This is a genomic window from Paenibacillus sp. J22P59 (genome assembly GCF_059383895.1).
This window is the reverse complement of sequence record NZ_JBXENX010000001.1, coordinates 496,875-512,422: the sequence shown is the minus strand read 5'-3', so window position 1 is coordinate 512,422 and position 15,548 is coordinate 496,875. Positions and strand designations below refer to the sequence as shown.

Here is a 15,548-nt window from a genome sequence, read left to right as displayed (position 1 = left end):
GACTATAAGGAGGTGCATGGATGAATCGTCCAACTCATCGACATAAACATGGGACGAAAAAAAAGAACGTACAAAAATCCCTCTGTAATAGGAAAAAACGAAGTTCGAAGAAAGGCATCATTTGTAAAAGAATCATTGCAAGAAAACAAATCATTCATGTAACGATTCCTCAAGGTGCATTAGGAGCGGTCGGTCCCGCTGGCACGGTTGGTCAAGCAGGAATTGTCGGCGCTGCGGGCACGGTCGGTTCGGCAGGCGCAGTGGGTTCCGCTGGCAATGTGGGCTTTGCGGGGATGGTAGGAGCTGCAGGCGCAGTAGGTACTGCTGGAGAAGTAGGAGCTGCAGGCGCAGTAGGTTCCGCTGGCGCAGTAGGCTCGGCAGGCGCAGTAGGTTCCGCTGGAGAAGTAGGTTCGGCAGGGGCCGTAGGTGTCGCAGGCGTAGTTGGGGCTGCAGGCGCAGTAGGAGCTGCCGGGTTGGTCGGTCCTACAGGAGCAACGGGTGCTGTGGGACCGCAAGGACCAGCCGGAGCCCTATCGGTCAATCGCATTTATATTGCAAACTTTAATAGTAACAATGTTTCCGTAATAGATGGGATAACGAACTCGGTCATTGCTACCATTCCAGTTGGGGTAAATCCCGCGGGAATAGACGTTAATCCGTTAACCAATCGAATCTATGTTGCGAATGTAAACAGCAGTGAAGTTTCAGTCATTGATGGATTGACCAATACTGTAATTGCCACCCTACTCGCAGGGGATGGATCCGGGGATGTGACCGTAAATCCAGCTACGAATGCAATTTATACTGCGAATTTCAATAGTAATGACATCACCGAGATTTCAGGTTTGACCAATACCGTTGTGACCACCTTTACCCCTGTTGGAGGAAGTCCATTTCCTACGGGGATAGCTGTCAATCCGTTGACTAATCGAATATATATAGCAAATTTCAATTCCGATATCGTAACTGTGGTCGATGGCACGACGAATACGGTAATTGTGAACATTCCAGTCGGAGTTAATCCATTCCGTGTAGGAGTAGATCAGGATACTAATCTAATTTATGTTTCGAATTTTACCAGTAACTTTGTTTCCGTCATTAATGGTGCTACGAATGTTGTAGTGGCAAGCATTCCGGTCGGGATTACTCCAGGTGAAGTAGGAGTTAATTCTTCGACGAATGCGATCTACGTACCCAATCGAGATACAGATAATGTATCGGTAATTAGCGGGCTAACGAATACCGTTATTGCCACAATTACTGTTGGAAATAATCCGAATGGGGTAGGAGTAAACCCAATAACGAATCGGATCTATGTTACCAATCAAAATGATAATAATGTGTCGGTAATCGATGGAGAAACCCAAACGGTACTTACCTCGATTCCCACAGGGGCACGTCCATTCGCGGTAGGCGTATATCCTTAGAACTAACGAAGAGACGGTGATTTGTATGAAGGAAGTTATGACGACAAATGAATTATTGGAACGGTTGTCTAAATTGACAAAAGAAAATTCGCTATGCCAAGTCTTGATCCCTGGAATTGGGACATTCGCAATCGTCTTGCAAGAGGTAGACGATGATCATAATTTAGAATTGTTTGATGAAGAGAAGGAACGGTCTACCGTATCGGCATCTGAACTTTCGAGAAATCCATTTTTATTAGCTTGAATATCTGATGCTTTGAGCCGATCTCTGCCAATAAGATCGGCTTTTTTATGAAATAAGATGTGTAGGGGATGACTTGAAAGCAAAACGTAGATGGTGGCTATGGAGTAATGAAAGGATTACTCAAATTTCTGCATGGGGAAGACCCGGGACACAAGCAGCTTATCAAATGCCAATAGCGAGACAAATGAGCAGAATAATTCCAATATGTGTTAAAGTATATAGAGGAAGATTATTTGCTAAGTTTTGATTCAGAGAGATCAGTTAGGTTAGTTTAGTTCAAGAACAATTGTAGCGCAAAGGTAAGTTATGTATCATTTGTAGATTGGCTGGTGAATCTGAATGAGTGAAAAGTTTTGGTTAGTGCTGCAGTATCCAATAAAAAGTTCAAAAGGCAGCCAACGTGACCAATGGCTAAGAGATAAAGTAATGGAATACCTAGAGATATCTCTAGCAGATGCTCGTTTAGGCTATGTTGATGGCTTTGATATGGGGAAAAGCATTTCAGACCCAAAAAAATATGCTCTTAATATATTTTGTGTCATTACAGAAGAAGAGCGGTGCATCGACTTGGTAAAAAGAGTAATAAGAGAAAGTAGGCTTGATTATACTCGTATAAAAATTGCTACAATGCCTTATGGGAACAAGGAAACCTACACTTTGAAATATACCTCTAAAAAGGGGATTACTGATTTCTCACTATAGCATGATTTTGTATTATTTATGGCCGTATGTACATAGTGAGGTAATCAAAAAACATATAGCTGCTGCAATTGAAAGAGTCGTAGCACAAGCCAACACAGAAACTATAAAGAAGCACATGGTACAGTTAATCAGGTAGAGGAAATCTGTTCTCTATTGAGAGGTGTTCTTCAGCGTGAAATCGAATAGCTTAACAAATTTAACCTGGATTGGATCTGAAAGTGCATATCTCGATTTACCATCAGTAGAAAAACTTCAACATATAACGATCGGCAGATATGGTGGAAACATTGAGAGTGGAGCATATAAAAATGAGGATGGTTTATTAGTCTGGCAGAGTATTTCATGGGAATTTGTAACACTAATTGATGCACATAGCTCTTGTGATAGTGCTGAACTAATTATTGCCACATTACAGGAAAATGAAAAATCGATTAAAAAAATTCTCGATTCAAAAGTTGATGTTATGTTCGATCAAATTGAAAAGTTTCTACTTCAACTATTTAAATCAGACAGGTTTAAGGAAAAATGCCGTTCCCTGAAGGGTGAAGCATCTTGCTTAATTTGTATTCGAAAAGAGAACGTTCTTTGGTGGTTTTCCGTTGGTGATTGTCAGTTGTTTCTAATCCATGATGATCTAGAAAAATGGGGTCAAGTGAGTTTAAACCAAAGAAATTTTTACGAATGGATAGGTAAAGTAAATACGTTCGAAAAGGCAGTGCCAAGTTATTCACTTGGACGAAGGGAACTTAGAACAGGAATCAATTATATTCTGATGATTACAGATGGATATCTAGAAGCAGCAAAAGAGGATACAATATCAATTCCTGAGCTTAGCCGCTCGGAGAGTTTGGTTTTATCTTTTCTGAATAGCCTACATTACCAGCATACTGTTGACAGTACTACATTAGCACAATGGGTTGTAAAGAATGAGCTAATGTCAGCATTTCCTTCAAATTGATGATTTTAAAACGAGCCTCCATTAAAGGCTATAGATTAGTGGGGCGTTAAGCTATCGGGTGGCTTACATTATTAAATATGTATATTTGTGCGACCCCGATGCAAACGAAAAGGGATAAAGAAAGAAGACCTCTCTGATCACTCTCAGAAAAATTACGTACAAATCGACGCTCCATATTTAAATTGAAAAGTATCAAAAGAACAATGCCGAAAGGAAGGATAACGATGATTATGACACAAAAAGAAATGCTGTTAATTGTTCAATCACAACTTGCAATTGACCTGAATTGCTCGATTGATGACCTGAACGCTGAGAAGGATAGCATTATTTTTGTTAATGCTAAAGAAAATCCTGGACGAAGACCATTTCCGAGGATGGCACGTTATTTCGAAATTGTGTCTATGGGGAAATCAATTGTAGTTTCGGCTACACCGGAACGGTTATCAATTGCTAAAACACAGATGCAGGGGAAAAACAGGGATGCCGTATTTTCCTTACCATTTATCAGAGGTCTTTCCTTACATTTTCTACCTGATGTAAAAAAAATAACGCCAATGGCACCACCGAATTTTTTTTCATTTGAACTAATTAAGCGAGAAGAAGTGGTTAGTTTATTTGATGTCACAAGATTCAATGAAGCTATTATTTATGATACGAATCTTCCTTGGCAGACTGATCTAGCTGTGCTTGCGAAGCAAAACGGTGAAATTGTTGGTGTGGCAGGAGCAAGTAAAACATGTGCAAAACTATGGCAAATTGGTATAGAAGTATTACCCAAGTATCGCAATTTGGGATTGGCTAGTTATCTTGTAAACAGGTTAACTTTTGAAATATTGGAACGTGGTGAGATACCGAGTTATGATGTAATCGCAAGTAATATTGCTTCACAGAGAGTAGCTCACCGATTAGGGTATTTTCCCGCTTGGGTGTCAGATTGGCGATGTAATTTTGAAGGACTTGAACAGTGAATTTGTAAACACGTGCAAAGTCTAATGTATTTTCATATAGTATTACGCATTACCACTTAAGAGAATCAGTGAGAGTTCAGTAATCGCATATCTAAATCTTTGATTGATCCTCATGATTCATTCATTCTTTACTGATCGTTCTCAATATGTTATATTGACAATGCGAGGAGGGAAATGGAATGGCAAGAAGTAAAGAATTCGAGGAGAGCATAGTACTTGATAAGGCGATGAAGCTCTTTTGGAAACAAGGTTATGAGAAGACATCTTTGAATGATCTAGTCGAGCATATGGGGATCCATCGTAGAAGTTTGTATGATACGTTTGGCGACAAACATATGCTGTTTCTTAAAGCTATAGATCGGTTTTGTGCGAAAATCAATACGGAGCTTTCAGGAGTAGTAAAACGATCCGAGACTGCTGAAGAGGCTCTTCAGCTGATTATTAGTTTCATGATATATGGAGAAGAGGACGCACCATCCGGCTGTTTAATGGTGAATTCGGCGGTGGAATTGGCAATGCGCGATGCCGATGTAGATTCTAAGTCTACTGAATCGTTTACACTAGCAGAGCAAATGTTTAAGAATATTATTTTGTGGGGGCAGCGGAATGGAGAATTCACCTCGGATTACGATGCCGGAGAACTGGGTGAACATTTGCATGCAGTATGTGTTGGTTTGAGGGTAATGACAAGAACCTCTATTCCTAAAGAGAAGCTCCACCGTACAGCCAATTTATCCATACAACTTTTAACTAAATAGCTTGATAAATTTAGAATGATTGTTCTTAAAGGTGAATATAAGTTATGTTATGTAGCTTCCCCTAAGAGGATATCATTCCTTATATTATTTCTAGAATGATCGTTCTCGTATAGTCAGTAAACAAATGTCTCTTATGAAGAGTTAATTCTTATATTCATTTTAGAATGAACATTCTCATATGTTTGGATTCCCTCCGCCCAATACCTTAAGCTTTTTATTCCTTATTTATTTTTGAATAGGAATGTTTTACCCATACCAAATAACAAAAGGAGCAACATAAAAATGAAAATTGCTGAACAAATCGCACTTGTCACCGGTGCGAACAGAGGCCTTGGCCGAGAACTGACGCTTGAACTTTTATCCAGAGGGGCTAAGGTTTATGCTGGAGCGAGAAATCAAGAGTCCATTGACATCCCCGGTGTAATACCTGTGAAGCTTGATATTACGAACCTGCAAGAGGTAGTTGCAGCTGCTAAGGTTGCTAAGGATATTACGCTATTAATCAACAATGCAGGCTCGTCTACAGGTGCTTCCTTACTTGACGGTGAGCTTGATCAAATTCATCTGGAATTTAATACGCATTTCTTTGGCACACTTTCCATGGTACGTACTTTTGCACCGATTCTAGCAAATAACGGTGGTGGCTCGATTCTGAATATTCTTTCTGCATTATCTTGGGTTAGTTCGGGAACTGTCGGCGCTTATACGGCTGCAAAGGCAGCAGAGTGGGCATTAACGAACGACCTTCGTTTAAATCTATATCCTCAAAATGTGAGAGTAGCTGGATTACATGTGGGCTTTATGGAGACAGACATGACATCGGGCTTAAAAGTTCCCAAGTCCAACCCTGCAGACATCGCTAAAATTGCTATTGATGGTATAGAATCCGATAGCTTTGAAATTGTTGCGGATGATACGAGCCGACATATTCAAAGTCTTCTTGCCGGTGGAGTATCTGCTATATATCAACATTTATCCTAATACAAACTAATATCAAAGGAACTGTTGCAAGATATTAAAACCAATCCAGTAAACACCACACAACTGATAACGAATTTTAAAGAGGAGTGTAAAAAATGAATAAATTATGGAGCAAAACAAGAATCGGACAATTGGAATTACCTCATCGTTTAGCGATGGCACCCATGACACGTAGTAGATCGAATGAAGATGGTACACCGGGAGAGTTAACTGCCCTTTATTATGCTCAACGAGCGTCAATGGGACTCATTATTACAGAAGGTACACAACCTTCTGAGGATGGTCAAGGGTATCTATGGTCACCTGGAATATATACGGATAAGCATATTGAAGGATGGAAAAAGGTTGCCGATGCTGTGCATGAAGCAGGTGGAAATATATATATTCAATTAATGCATGCTGGTCGGATGTCGCACCCAGACAATACGCCACATCATCGTCAACCTGTTGCGCCATCTGCAATCGCGCCAGATGCAAAGATGTTTACCGCTAAAGGTATGCAGGCCATTCCCGTTCCGCGAGAGTTAAGTAAAGAAGATATTCAAACGACAATTGCCGATTTCCGAAAAGCAGCAGCTGCGGCTATTAAAGCAGGGGCAGATGGCGTTGAAATTCATGGAGCCAATGGTTATCTGATTAATCAATTTATCGGAGAAAATTCGAATACACGGACGGATGAATACGGGGGATCTATAGAAAATCGTACTCGCTTCGCGATTGAAGTAACGAAAGCCATCGTCGAAGAAATTGGAGCAGACAGAATAGGCTTTCGGATTTCGCCAGGGACACCTCTTGGTGGGATACAAGATGGTGAACAAGGCCCTGAACTTTATCGGCACCTTGTAAAAGAATTAGCTCAGTTGGATTTAGCTTACCTCCATATCATGCATCTTGGAAACGAAGGACTGCTCCAAGACATTCGCTCAATCTGGACGAATCCTTTGTTAGTCAATCGTGCTGGACGAGCTTTGGAGGATCTCAGCGTCGATATAGATAGTGGCCTTGCTGATCTGGTGCCTGTTGGTGTATGGTCATTAGCCAATCCGGATTTAGTGGGTCGACTTCAAAAAGGCGCGCCATTGAATGAAGCAGATCCGACCACATTCTTTGGTCTGGGAAGCAAAGGTTATACGGATTATCCCACAATGGAAGAATTAAAAACCCCATAAGGCAGTAATAGAGATTAGGTAACTAATGCGTACAAATGAAAATTGTTCGTCATTAGTTACCTGTTTTTAAAAATGGTTTAGCCTCAGTGATCGCATTCATGGTATTCTACCAAAAAAATTAGCAAAGGAAGAGGACGAAAAATGAGAGCAGCACAAATACAGAGATATTCAAAGAGAATCCAAGTGGAATAAAATGATGTTAACATACCTGAAATTAATAATCATGAAGTACTAGGGAATATCCAGACTTAAATACATATGTACAAAATACGAGTTTCGTAGTGTTGGGCAAGTTAGAGGTTCCATAGAATCGAATGTAACATATCACAGTTTTTCCAAAACTTCGACAATAAAGTGTAACGGGTACGGATGGCAATTCCTTGGACCCCAGTGGGGCCCCCCAAGTCTTCGCCATTCCGTTACCCATATTCCCCTGTATTTCTAGCGGTTCTGAAGTAGGATGGTGGTTTTCAAATTTGAATTAGACATTTTAAGTCCGGTACATATCCTACCAAGCAGAATAGGGGCGATTCTTTCCATTCCGACACTCATTTCAGCAGAGTAGAGGTATTTTTTTTAATTGTGTTATAATAAATTGAATTTGTTAAACCACGGCTCTTTGATCTGTCCCACGGATCAGGAGCCATTTTAATTCTTCTACACACTTGGTACAAAGCATAAATTCATTCACATCATTAAGCGAAACCTCATAGAGTTGAATTTCATTTTCATCGCTACCGCATAATCCGCAGTTTTCTTGATCCTCATCATTAACTGGAATAATGAATTTCTTCATCCTCATCATATCTAGTATCACCTCCTCATAAATAAGCTGGTAAACCAGTACGAGAAGCTACGTTGCTATCACCTCATTTTGTCCACCTTGATCAAGTGTAGCTATTGACAAGAAGGGGCGCTCGAAACCCAACATCTTGCATTCTGCTTCACGCCGTCTAACCTATCAAAGCAAAGACGGTTAGACTTATTCAAACGTTTCATGTCGGCGCTCATTCTAAACCTTCTTTTGCCTAAAAGGTAAATGGTAAAGAAGGGAGGTGCAAAATCAGAATTAATTGCGAATTCAGTTCGATCAGCGGCGTTGTGCCGTTACATGCAACTTTCGAAAATACTCCGAACGGGAGAGTGCAGATCCATTTTTGATCATCTCATCAATCACGATCCATTCGAACTCAGGAAGCGTTATAGATACCTTTATGGACTTTGTTGGTTCTTTTGCATCACCCGAGATACTTGTAGAGCGTTTAGGGGCTTTCTTAAGCTCAGGAAAGCGTTCGTAAGCCAATTCGACCTGGTACTCAAACTCAGATCTCAAACGTTCCACATGTCGACGGTATGCAGGCAGCAACATATCATCGCGTTTAATGAGATTCATGGACCGTATAGACAGGTTTGTAAAATACCCAGCATGAATGTGTGCGCCGCGATTACGCAGACGTTTGACAAACAGTTTTGACGCCGTGATAATAGCATCTAATTCAAGACGAAGTTGATTACGTTGCTCCATGAAAATTGGAACCTCCTTAAGGCATGTAACAAATAGGGGCGAATGTTACAAAAAAGGTCGGCTATGGAATGAACCATAACCGACCGCAAAACGAGTTTCGTATACACATATGTATAAAATACGAGTTTTGTGAATATGTAGGTACAAACAAAGAATTACAGCTGTGAGGTGTTTTTTCATTCGCGCCCCTTCTTCTGCTATTAGCCATTCATAAAAATATTTGATACAAAAACGATTAAGAATTCAAATTAACGCTGATTCACTTACACCGAACTTTGCCTTATAAATTCTTTAATCACAATTTCATGTCGTCTGGGGTTTTTACTATAAAAATAATTAAGTTGAAGAATTGATTTCCTCCAAAAAGCATACGTATATGCGTATGGACATATTTAAGCAATTTCTGTGCCTGTGAAGAAGTTTATGTTTAATGTAGTGGTCAATGGCCAAATAAGTTGCTTTGTTTTCTTAGAAAAGCAATCTTCGAAGATCAAGCTTTCGATAGAATTGTATGTTAGTTTGGATCTATCACTAGACCTTTTAGAGGTTACTGAGGGCAGATCTTCTAATAAAACGTCCATATTAACATGCTGAGGTAAGAATAGCCGATGAGTACCTGTATCCCCCTTTCTTTCTTGGGAAATCCATTCAAGTACACGACAATCTATAATCTTTATAATAATGATTTGTTCGAAGAAATAGGCTCCGATCGTATGTTTGAGAATGGACTTTACATTATAATATCTGGAATTGAACAGCTGATTATTAAAAATAGCACCGGTGGTCTTCAATGACAGTGGGCTAGGTACGTAATAAAATACAACAAAGTTCCCCGAATAACGCCATTCCGACTAGGTCTCCAGACCGTAAAAATATATAATTTATACATATAATGTATATTTAGAACTATTCACACCACAACTTGGAAAATGCTATTTTGTAATTGTGCCCCTGCTCGTGCACGCTTCAGCATCAAGGAGGTGAAACCGCCATCATTTTGGAATGCCGTGCATGTACACCTTAATTAAATCTTAGAAAAGGACGTGTATGATAATGAAGAAAAAGTTTTTTGCTTTTACACTGGTACTAGCCCTCATGCTGTCGATGATCCCAATGTCCGTTGCCTTCGCGAACGGATACACCACAACGGTTACTGGGCAAGGCAACCTTAAGCTCAGTATCCATGCCCAATCAAATGATGCTCCACCTGAAATGGGCCCGGTCACGGGTTATACTTGGAAAGTAAAAAACAGCGCCGGCCAAGTTGTAGCCTCGGGCTCCTATCCTTACTCCTATGTCACAGGCAGCCTGAACAATCTTCCTTATGACACGTACACACTCATCGTAACGCCTAATGCCTGGACCGTCATCGATTTTCTTTACGCCTATTTTTAAACCGAAACAATCCGGGCTTCCGACTCTGAAGCCGTATCCTTATTAAAAGCACTAAAGGCTGTCCAAGTGCAGGCCTAGGCTGTCGAGAAAATATCGACAGCCTTTTCTTTTTGGTCCATTTTAATACAATGGCTTTCGTAAAGAAAAACCGACGTTTGAAAAAAAGAATAAATCAGACCTCCACCTATTGTCGCTTACTCTTAATTAACATTTCTCGTTAATTCAATGAAACCAGCTTGTTATCAGAATGTTTTAACCTTAATAACGCACCTTTTTCCTTGGGATTCCATCCTTGTCTGGCTGCCTCCGAAATAAATAAAGCTATTTCTGCAGGCATTACGATTTTGTTATTGAGTGATTCAACATTCGGAAACTCCACCCAGAATTCATTGATGTCTGACTCTATATCAACCCGGAGCAATTGCCCTCTCACTTCATCATGCTGGACGGTCAACGTTATAATCCCTTTTGCTGAGGGAGTGAGTAGCCATCTGTATGACTCTTGCCCGACATTAATTTTTCTTGACCCATTTTTGCTAATAGTCATTACTCCAACTCCAAATTTTAGTCTCCGTCATTTTAACACATATTGAAACTCTACTGCCCGTTAGCTTAACACCGCCGCGGCAGTATATTAGCCACAAAACTCTATTATGTGAAGACATAATCTGTATGACCGAACGTCACCCCTTTTTCTAGGTTAATCCTCATCTAGTTTGTGCCTTCTCCATCTAACTGCTGCCTTTCCTATGGATCTACCAGTGACTGGTATTGCAATTACTTATATGTATGTTACCTCCTTCATCGGCAATCGGTACATATTCTTGACATTGCACTTTGCCAAGAATGTGTACCTATACAATAAAAAAAACGCGATTTCATGCGGTAATTAATCGGCTCATATTCTTGTCATCCGACAACCATCTTGGCAATATCGTTCGAGTCAGACATAGAGCCACTTCATTTTCTGAAAGAAACGATAATATTCCGATATAATTCATAAATGTCATCTCTTAGGTGCTTTAATTATTTTTGTACATCTCTATTTTCAATACATACATACTCGATTCGAGGTTATAAATGCCGAGTATATCAGGCGTAACTTCAAATGAATTCATATCATCCACGATATCTTTACGTCCACCAGAAGCCAAGAGAACACCCCAATTTGCATGAGACTTTCCATCCGCAGAGAAATTACTATCACTCATATCGGCGGTTAATACGGTAACGCTTGCACCGGGATAACAGACAAAAACACTGTATTCCCATGGATTACCTCCGTCATCGTTCATGCTTTCGGTTCGAATTTCGTAGACATTTGTTAACTCAAGTTTAAGTCCGCCATGATTATAAGTTTTAGTTTCTCCGATTTGTGTCGGAGTTGGTGACTGAGAAGGTGTTTCAGGTGACGTTGAAGTCGGTGTTGAACTCGAATCAGTGTTGGAGGGCATAGATTCAATAGGTGCATTGTTGTTATTGCAGCCAACTAGCAACATCAAGATAGTAATTGTCATGAGTATTACCATAGCACCTAGCATTTGATTGGAGTTGTTCATAAACCATCGCCATCCTTATCAGCATAATTCCTTCCATTATTTAAACGTAAATATTTGGAAAATGTTGCGTTTCCGTTAACGTGATAAAGCTGCCGATAATGCCAGCAGCTTCTTCGTATCGGCTCATATTCTTGTCATCCGACACTGATATTACTCAACTCTCATTCAGCGCTGGTCTTTGGTCACTGTCCGTGACGAAAGCTTTAAACCATTATATCGTGTGCTCGTCCAGGTCTTTAACACCGCAGACCTCTTACTACGTCAAGTTATTACAAACTTTATCGGACAATATGGCATATCTGGCATGGCTCCAGGCAGTTATCGCGTACAGTTCTCATTTCCTGGGAAGGAAACGCAACAAAGAACTCCAATTATTATCAGCTTCGAGACACGATATTAGACGTTATCATGCCAGACGAGCATGAAGAGTAGTATTCTCAAAATTGATACGCTGAAGCAAGGATCACATATGTAGTATTCTATTGTGAAAAGACTGTCCCTACCACAGATTATTTCTGCTTCGTCGCAGCCTCTTAATTTCTTCTATATATACGGTTGCTATTCTCTTGGAATAGCAACCGTCTTTTATGGTGAGATTATTTATTTTGTTATGCGCACGGCTATGCTATCTTATTTCCCATTTAAATAGATCTTTCTACTTTCAGTGCAAATGGTTATTGTTCTATCTTTACTTTTTAAAAGTATAAAACTTTCACAATGGCACTGTATTCTACTGGATCAGTACTGTAAAAAAGATTTTAGTAGCCTATTTCTAATAGTGAACGATAAGCTTCCAAGATCCCATCTACTTGCACTTCTGTGTCATCATCTTTTATAGAGCCCATAAACATATGTCTAATCATTGTTTCATCTCCTCCTTCTTTTTCATGTTAATGATAAGGTTATCTGAATTCATGCTACTCTTGAATCGTAACTGATTCGTTTTTCATAGGTCTCGTTAAGGAATAGACAGCTGGTATTAAGGTTAAAAGAAGGATGCTACCTGCTACCCAAGGGTTGATCGTTACTGAATATTTATTGATTAAGATACCTCCGAGCATGGATCCCAAAGCAAGTCCGAGATGCAATGAAGAAGTATTTAAACTAAGCTGAATTTCGGCAGATTTCGGAGCCGATTGGATAAGGTAACTCTGAATGGCTGGACTTGGCGCCATGTTAAATGCGCACCATAAAGCGACTACTAATATAAATGATACTAACGATGTGGAAGCCCAAGGAAGTAATAAAACAGCTACTGCATGCAGGAGCAGTGTGACCAAAATGGATTTTTTAGCTCCCAGTTTGTCGGCAGCCCACCCTCCAAGCCAGCCGCCTGCAATTCCTCCCAAACCATATACGAGAAGTACTAACGTTATCGTCGAAGTTGATAAGTTCATTTGATCCCGCATGAATGGTGTGATGTATGCATAAATGGTGAACTGCCCTGTCATTTGCAGAATAGAAACAATGTGAGCAGATAAAATCTTGGGTTCTTTAAGCGTTTTGAGCTGACTTAAAAGTGGTACTCCAGGCTGAGGAGAGGATTTTGGTAATGATTTAATCAAGAACAACGTCACAATTAAAGTAAGCAATGCAATTACTCCAAAAGTCATTCTCCATCCCCATAGATCTCCAATCCATGTACCTAGCGGCACACCTAACAACAAGGCTGCACTAATCCCCATAAAGATCGTACCAATTGCTCGACCTTTAAGATGTGGAGCAACGATTCCGGATGCCATGGTAATGGAAAGAACAACAATCAAAGAACAACTTGCTGCCTGTAAGATCCTTGACATCATCAATACTGAAAAATTGGGACTAACGAGCGATAATATATTCCCGGCCAAAAAAACAAACATGGCTATAAGGAGTAGCTTCCTCCTTTCCATTTTTGATGTTAGAGTAATTAAGATTGGTGAACCAATGGCAAAGACCAACGAATACACTGTAAGGAGTTGGCCAACTGTACCGATGGATACTTGAAAACTCTGTGCAATCATGTCAATTATTCCGGTAATTACGAGTTCAACGGTTCCTACCACAAAGACGGCAAGCGCTAATAACCATATTCTTTTATCCATTCCTATTCATATCCTTCTTCCATTTGGTTAATAAAGTTTAGTTCATTCCGCTTCATAACACAGTATATAAGTGCTTTATAGAATCAATAATTTCACCGCCTTTAATAATCGAACGATCGTTTAACAATAATGAACATTTTCTATAATAAACGATCGTTCGATTATAATCAAGAAAAAATAAAGAGAAAGGTAACTCCATCATTATTATTTCATAATGGTAGACACTTCCTCTGAAATCGTTCTGTAACTTACGTTTTCATTGCATCCCAACTCATTTGAATAATCCAATTAAGATTATCTTCATTCAATTCTATCTGACCGTTGAAATATTCTTTCGCAAATTTCATAATTGGATCAAACGCAAAGATAACCAGCAATCCTTTATCAACTTGTTTGAAAGCATTTTGTTTTTTACCTTGCTCAATTAAATTATGAAGTGGTAAGAAAGATTCTATTCCTTCAATACGTGATACTTTATGAATAAGAGGAGAATTTGAAAACTGCTCCATAAATAAAAATTCATCTTTGTTGTCTAGAATATAATTAAAAAAATTTCTTAATGTTGTTTCAAATGATTGCTGTAAAGGTGCGGTCTCATCGAACTTATTGAAAATCTCTAATCCCATTTTCTTCTTTACACTAAGATACAATTTGTTAAGCATATCCTCCTTGTTTTCAAAGTAAACATAAATTGTTGAAGCTGACACATTTGCTTTCTTGGAAATTTTAGACATTGACGTTTGAGCAAAGCCATGTTCATTTATTAACTGGATTGCTGCATTAAAAATACTTTCGCTTTTACTTTCATCTTTTAGTCTCATGCCAATAGAATAAATGAATGTTCGATTAAAGTCAAAATTACCTTGTATCTAAATAAATTAAAGTATATTACAAATACTGTACCACCGAGAGCTGCCTATATCCTGCGTTATGAAGAGGCATATAGGTAAGATCAGGATGCCCATCGAAACTCTGCTAGTTAGCCTGCTTTAATAATATTTCCACAATCTCCAAATAGCAATAAAACGCTGCCGTTTGCAACGCTTTCCTCCATGGGTGTCCATATCAATCCCTGCTTTTAACAAAAAGTGAACGAGTTTTTAGAAGACATTTTTGTGAAACTAAATCATGAATTAGAACGTCATTTATGAAGTACTGAACACCCAAATGTCAGGAAGTGATCCAATCTATGGATTTTCAAAGAGTCGTGCGATGTGTCATTTTATTTGTAGTTGTTATGAGTATGATAGGCTGCCAATCCAATACCCCCTCCCCTTTGGATTTAGAGAAAGAACTCGACAAAAAGCTAGGAAAGAGAGAGGCGATGCTTCACGAAGATCGACTTTATAAGGCTTTTATCGAATACGCTAGCTCAATGTCTGTAGATTCCAGAGGAGCTGGTGAACGGGCTTGGCAAGAATTCCCCAATCCTCCTCAGTCCGGACCTGATTTCTTATTAGAAGTAATTAAAATGTATCGTGGAGAAGAAGCCTTCACTTATCCTAGAATGCAAGCTCTTCAATATTTGTCTGAGACGCTACCATTACGATCCGAGCTTGAAAAACTTGGTACTTTCCCTATTCCAGAAATCCATTTGTCTGATGATCAAGGAACGAACAAAAAAGTTATTCAAGACAGCTACAAAGCCTTCCTTAATTACATTGATTCTTACATGATATTGAAATATGAGAATGAAGCATTAAAGGAATAGCCTCTGTTCTCTCTTAAATAACAATGCTAATCGGCTATTTCGGAAAACCAACCCAGAGTTCGAGTAA

General features: G+C 39.4%; 17 protein-coding genes. 11 read left to right on the top strand and 6 right to left on the bottom strand.

Translation table 11 applies throughout. The features are described 5' to 3' along the window. Window positions 1-20 precede the first annotated feature (20 nt). From AC50YO_RS02245 to AC50YO_RS02210, 8 genes are all read left to right on the top strand, one after another. Complete coding sequence (locus AC50YO_RS02245; protein ID WP_494842680.1) at window positions 21-1,427, top strand: beta-propeller fold lactonase family protein; 1,407 nt, start codon at window positions 21-23, stop codon at window positions 1,425-1,427. 37 nt (window positions 1,428-1,464) lie between these two features. Next, window positions 1,465-1,671: a hypothetical protein gene (locus tag AC50YO_RS02240; RefSeq protein ID WP_494842677.1), complete on the top strand. Its 207-nt coding sequence runs from the start codon at window positions 1,465-1,467 to the stop codon at window positions 1,669-1,671. 339 nt (window positions 1,672-2,010) lie between these two features. Next, entirely contained in the window at window positions 2,011-2,373 is a 363-nt protein-coding gene (locus tag AC50YO_RS02235; RefSeq protein WP_494842668.1) for a hypothetical protein, read from the top strand. Between the two features lie 172 nt (window positions 2,374-2,545). After that, complete coding sequence (locus AC50YO_RS02230) at window positions 2,546-3,331, top strand: PP2C family serine/threonine-protein phosphatase (RefSeq protein ID WP_494842666.1); 786 nt, start codon at window positions 2,546-2,548, stop codon at window positions 3,329-3,331. 224 nt (window positions 3,332-3,555) lie between these two features. Then, the gene (locus AC50YO_RS02225) at window positions 3,556-4,299 is read left to right on the top strand and encodes a GNAT family N-acetyltransferase (RefSeq protein WP_494842664.1); all 744 of its coding nucleotides are present in this window, start codon (window positions 3,556-3,558) and stop codon (window positions 4,297-4,299) included. Between the two features lie 179 nt (window positions 4,300-4,478). After that, window positions 4,479-5,057, top strand: coding sequence for a TetR/AcrR family transcriptional regulator (locus AC50YO_RS02220; RefSeq protein ID WP_494842662.1), 579 nt, complete (start codon window positions 4,479-4,481; stop codon window positions 5,055-5,057). 282 nt (window positions 5,058-5,339) lie between these two features. Then, window positions 5,340-6,038 (top strand): SDR family oxidoreductase, encoded by a 699-nt coding sequence (locus tag AC50YO_RS02215; protein ID WP_494842660.1) that lies wholly within the window; start codon window positions 5,340-5,342, stop codon window positions 6,036-6,038. Between the two features lie 95 nt (window positions 6,039-6,133). Next, entirely contained in the window at window positions 6,134-7,207 is a 1,074-nt protein-coding gene (locus tag AC50YO_RS02210) for an alkene reductase (protein WP_494842658.1), read from the top strand. A gap of 604 nt (window positions 7,208-7,811) precedes the next feature. Here the strand turns inward: AC50YO_RS02210 and AC50YO_RS02205 are convergent. Beyond that, the gene (locus tag AC50YO_RS02205) at window positions 7,812-8,012 is read right to left on the bottom strand and encodes a hypothetical protein (protein ID WP_494842656.1); all 201 of its coding nucleotides are present in this window, start codon (window positions 8,010-8,012) and stop codon (window positions 7,812-7,814) included. Between the two features lie 285 nt (window positions 8,013-8,297). Beyond that, a complete protein-coding gene (locus tag AC50YO_RS02200; protein WP_494842654.1) occupies window positions 8,298-8,732 on the bottom strand; it encodes a hypothetical protein in 435 nt (144 codons plus the stop codon). Window positions 8,733-9,779: 1,047 nt separating this feature from the next. On the opposite strand from AC50YO_RS02200, the gene AC50YO_RS02195 reads away from it, so the two are divergent. Beyond that, window positions 9,780-10,127: a hypothetical protein gene (locus AC50YO_RS02195; RefSeq protein ID WP_494842652.1), complete on the top strand. Its 348-nt coding sequence runs from the start codon at window positions 9,780-9,782 to the stop codon at window positions 10,125-10,127. A gap of 217 nt (window positions 10,128-10,344) precedes the next feature. On the opposite strand, the gene AC50YO_RS02190 is transcribed toward AC50YO_RS02195, so the two are convergent. Then, on the bottom strand, window positions 10,345-10,674 hold the full coding sequence (locus AC50YO_RS02190) for a hypothetical protein (protein WP_494842650.1): 330 nt from the start codon (window positions 10,672-10,674) through the stop codon (window positions 10,345-10,347). Window positions 10,675-11,149: 475 nt separating this feature from the next. Continuing rightward, the gene (locus tag AC50YO_RS02185) at window positions 11,150-11,686 is read right to left on the bottom strand and encodes a hypothetical protein (protein ID WP_494842648.1); all 537 of its coding nucleotides are present in this window, start codon (window positions 11,684-11,686) and stop codon (window positions 11,150-11,152) included. A 178-nt stretch (window positions 11,687-11,864) separates the two neighbouring features. On the opposite strand from AC50YO_RS02185, the gene AC50YO_RS02180 reads away from it, so the two are divergent. Next, entirely contained in the window at window positions 11,865-12,086 is a 222-nt protein-coding gene (locus tag AC50YO_RS02180; protein WP_494842646.1) for a carboxypeptidase-like regulatory domain-containing protein, read from the top strand. Window positions 12,087-12,603: 517 nt separating this feature from the next. Here the strand turns inward: AC50YO_RS02180 and AC50YO_RS02175 are convergent. Both AC50YO_RS02175 and AC50YO_RS02170 read right to left on the bottom strand, forming a co-directional pair. Further along, on the bottom strand, window positions 12,604-13,770 hold the full coding sequence (locus tag AC50YO_RS02175; RefSeq protein ID WP_494842644.1) for an MFS transporter: 1,167 nt from the start codon (window positions 13,768-13,770) through the stop codon (window positions 12,604-12,606). A gap of 248 nt (window positions 13,771-14,018) precedes the next feature. Beyond that, the gene (locus AC50YO_RS02170; RefSeq protein WP_494842642.1) at window positions 14,019-14,591 is read right to left on the bottom strand and encodes a TetR/AcrR family transcriptional regulator; all 573 of its coding nucleotides are present in this window, start codon (window positions 14,589-14,591) and stop codon (window positions 14,019-14,021) included. A gap of 368 nt (window positions 14,592-14,959) precedes the next feature. Here AC50YO_RS02170 and AC50YO_RS02165 point away from each other — a divergent pair, with 368 nt between their 5' ends. Continuing rightward, complete coding sequence (locus AC50YO_RS02165) at window positions 14,960-15,481, top strand: hypothetical protein (protein WP_494842640.1); 522 nt, start codon at window positions 14,960-14,962, stop codon at window positions 15,479-15,481. Window positions 15,482-15,548: the final 67 nt, after the last annotated feature.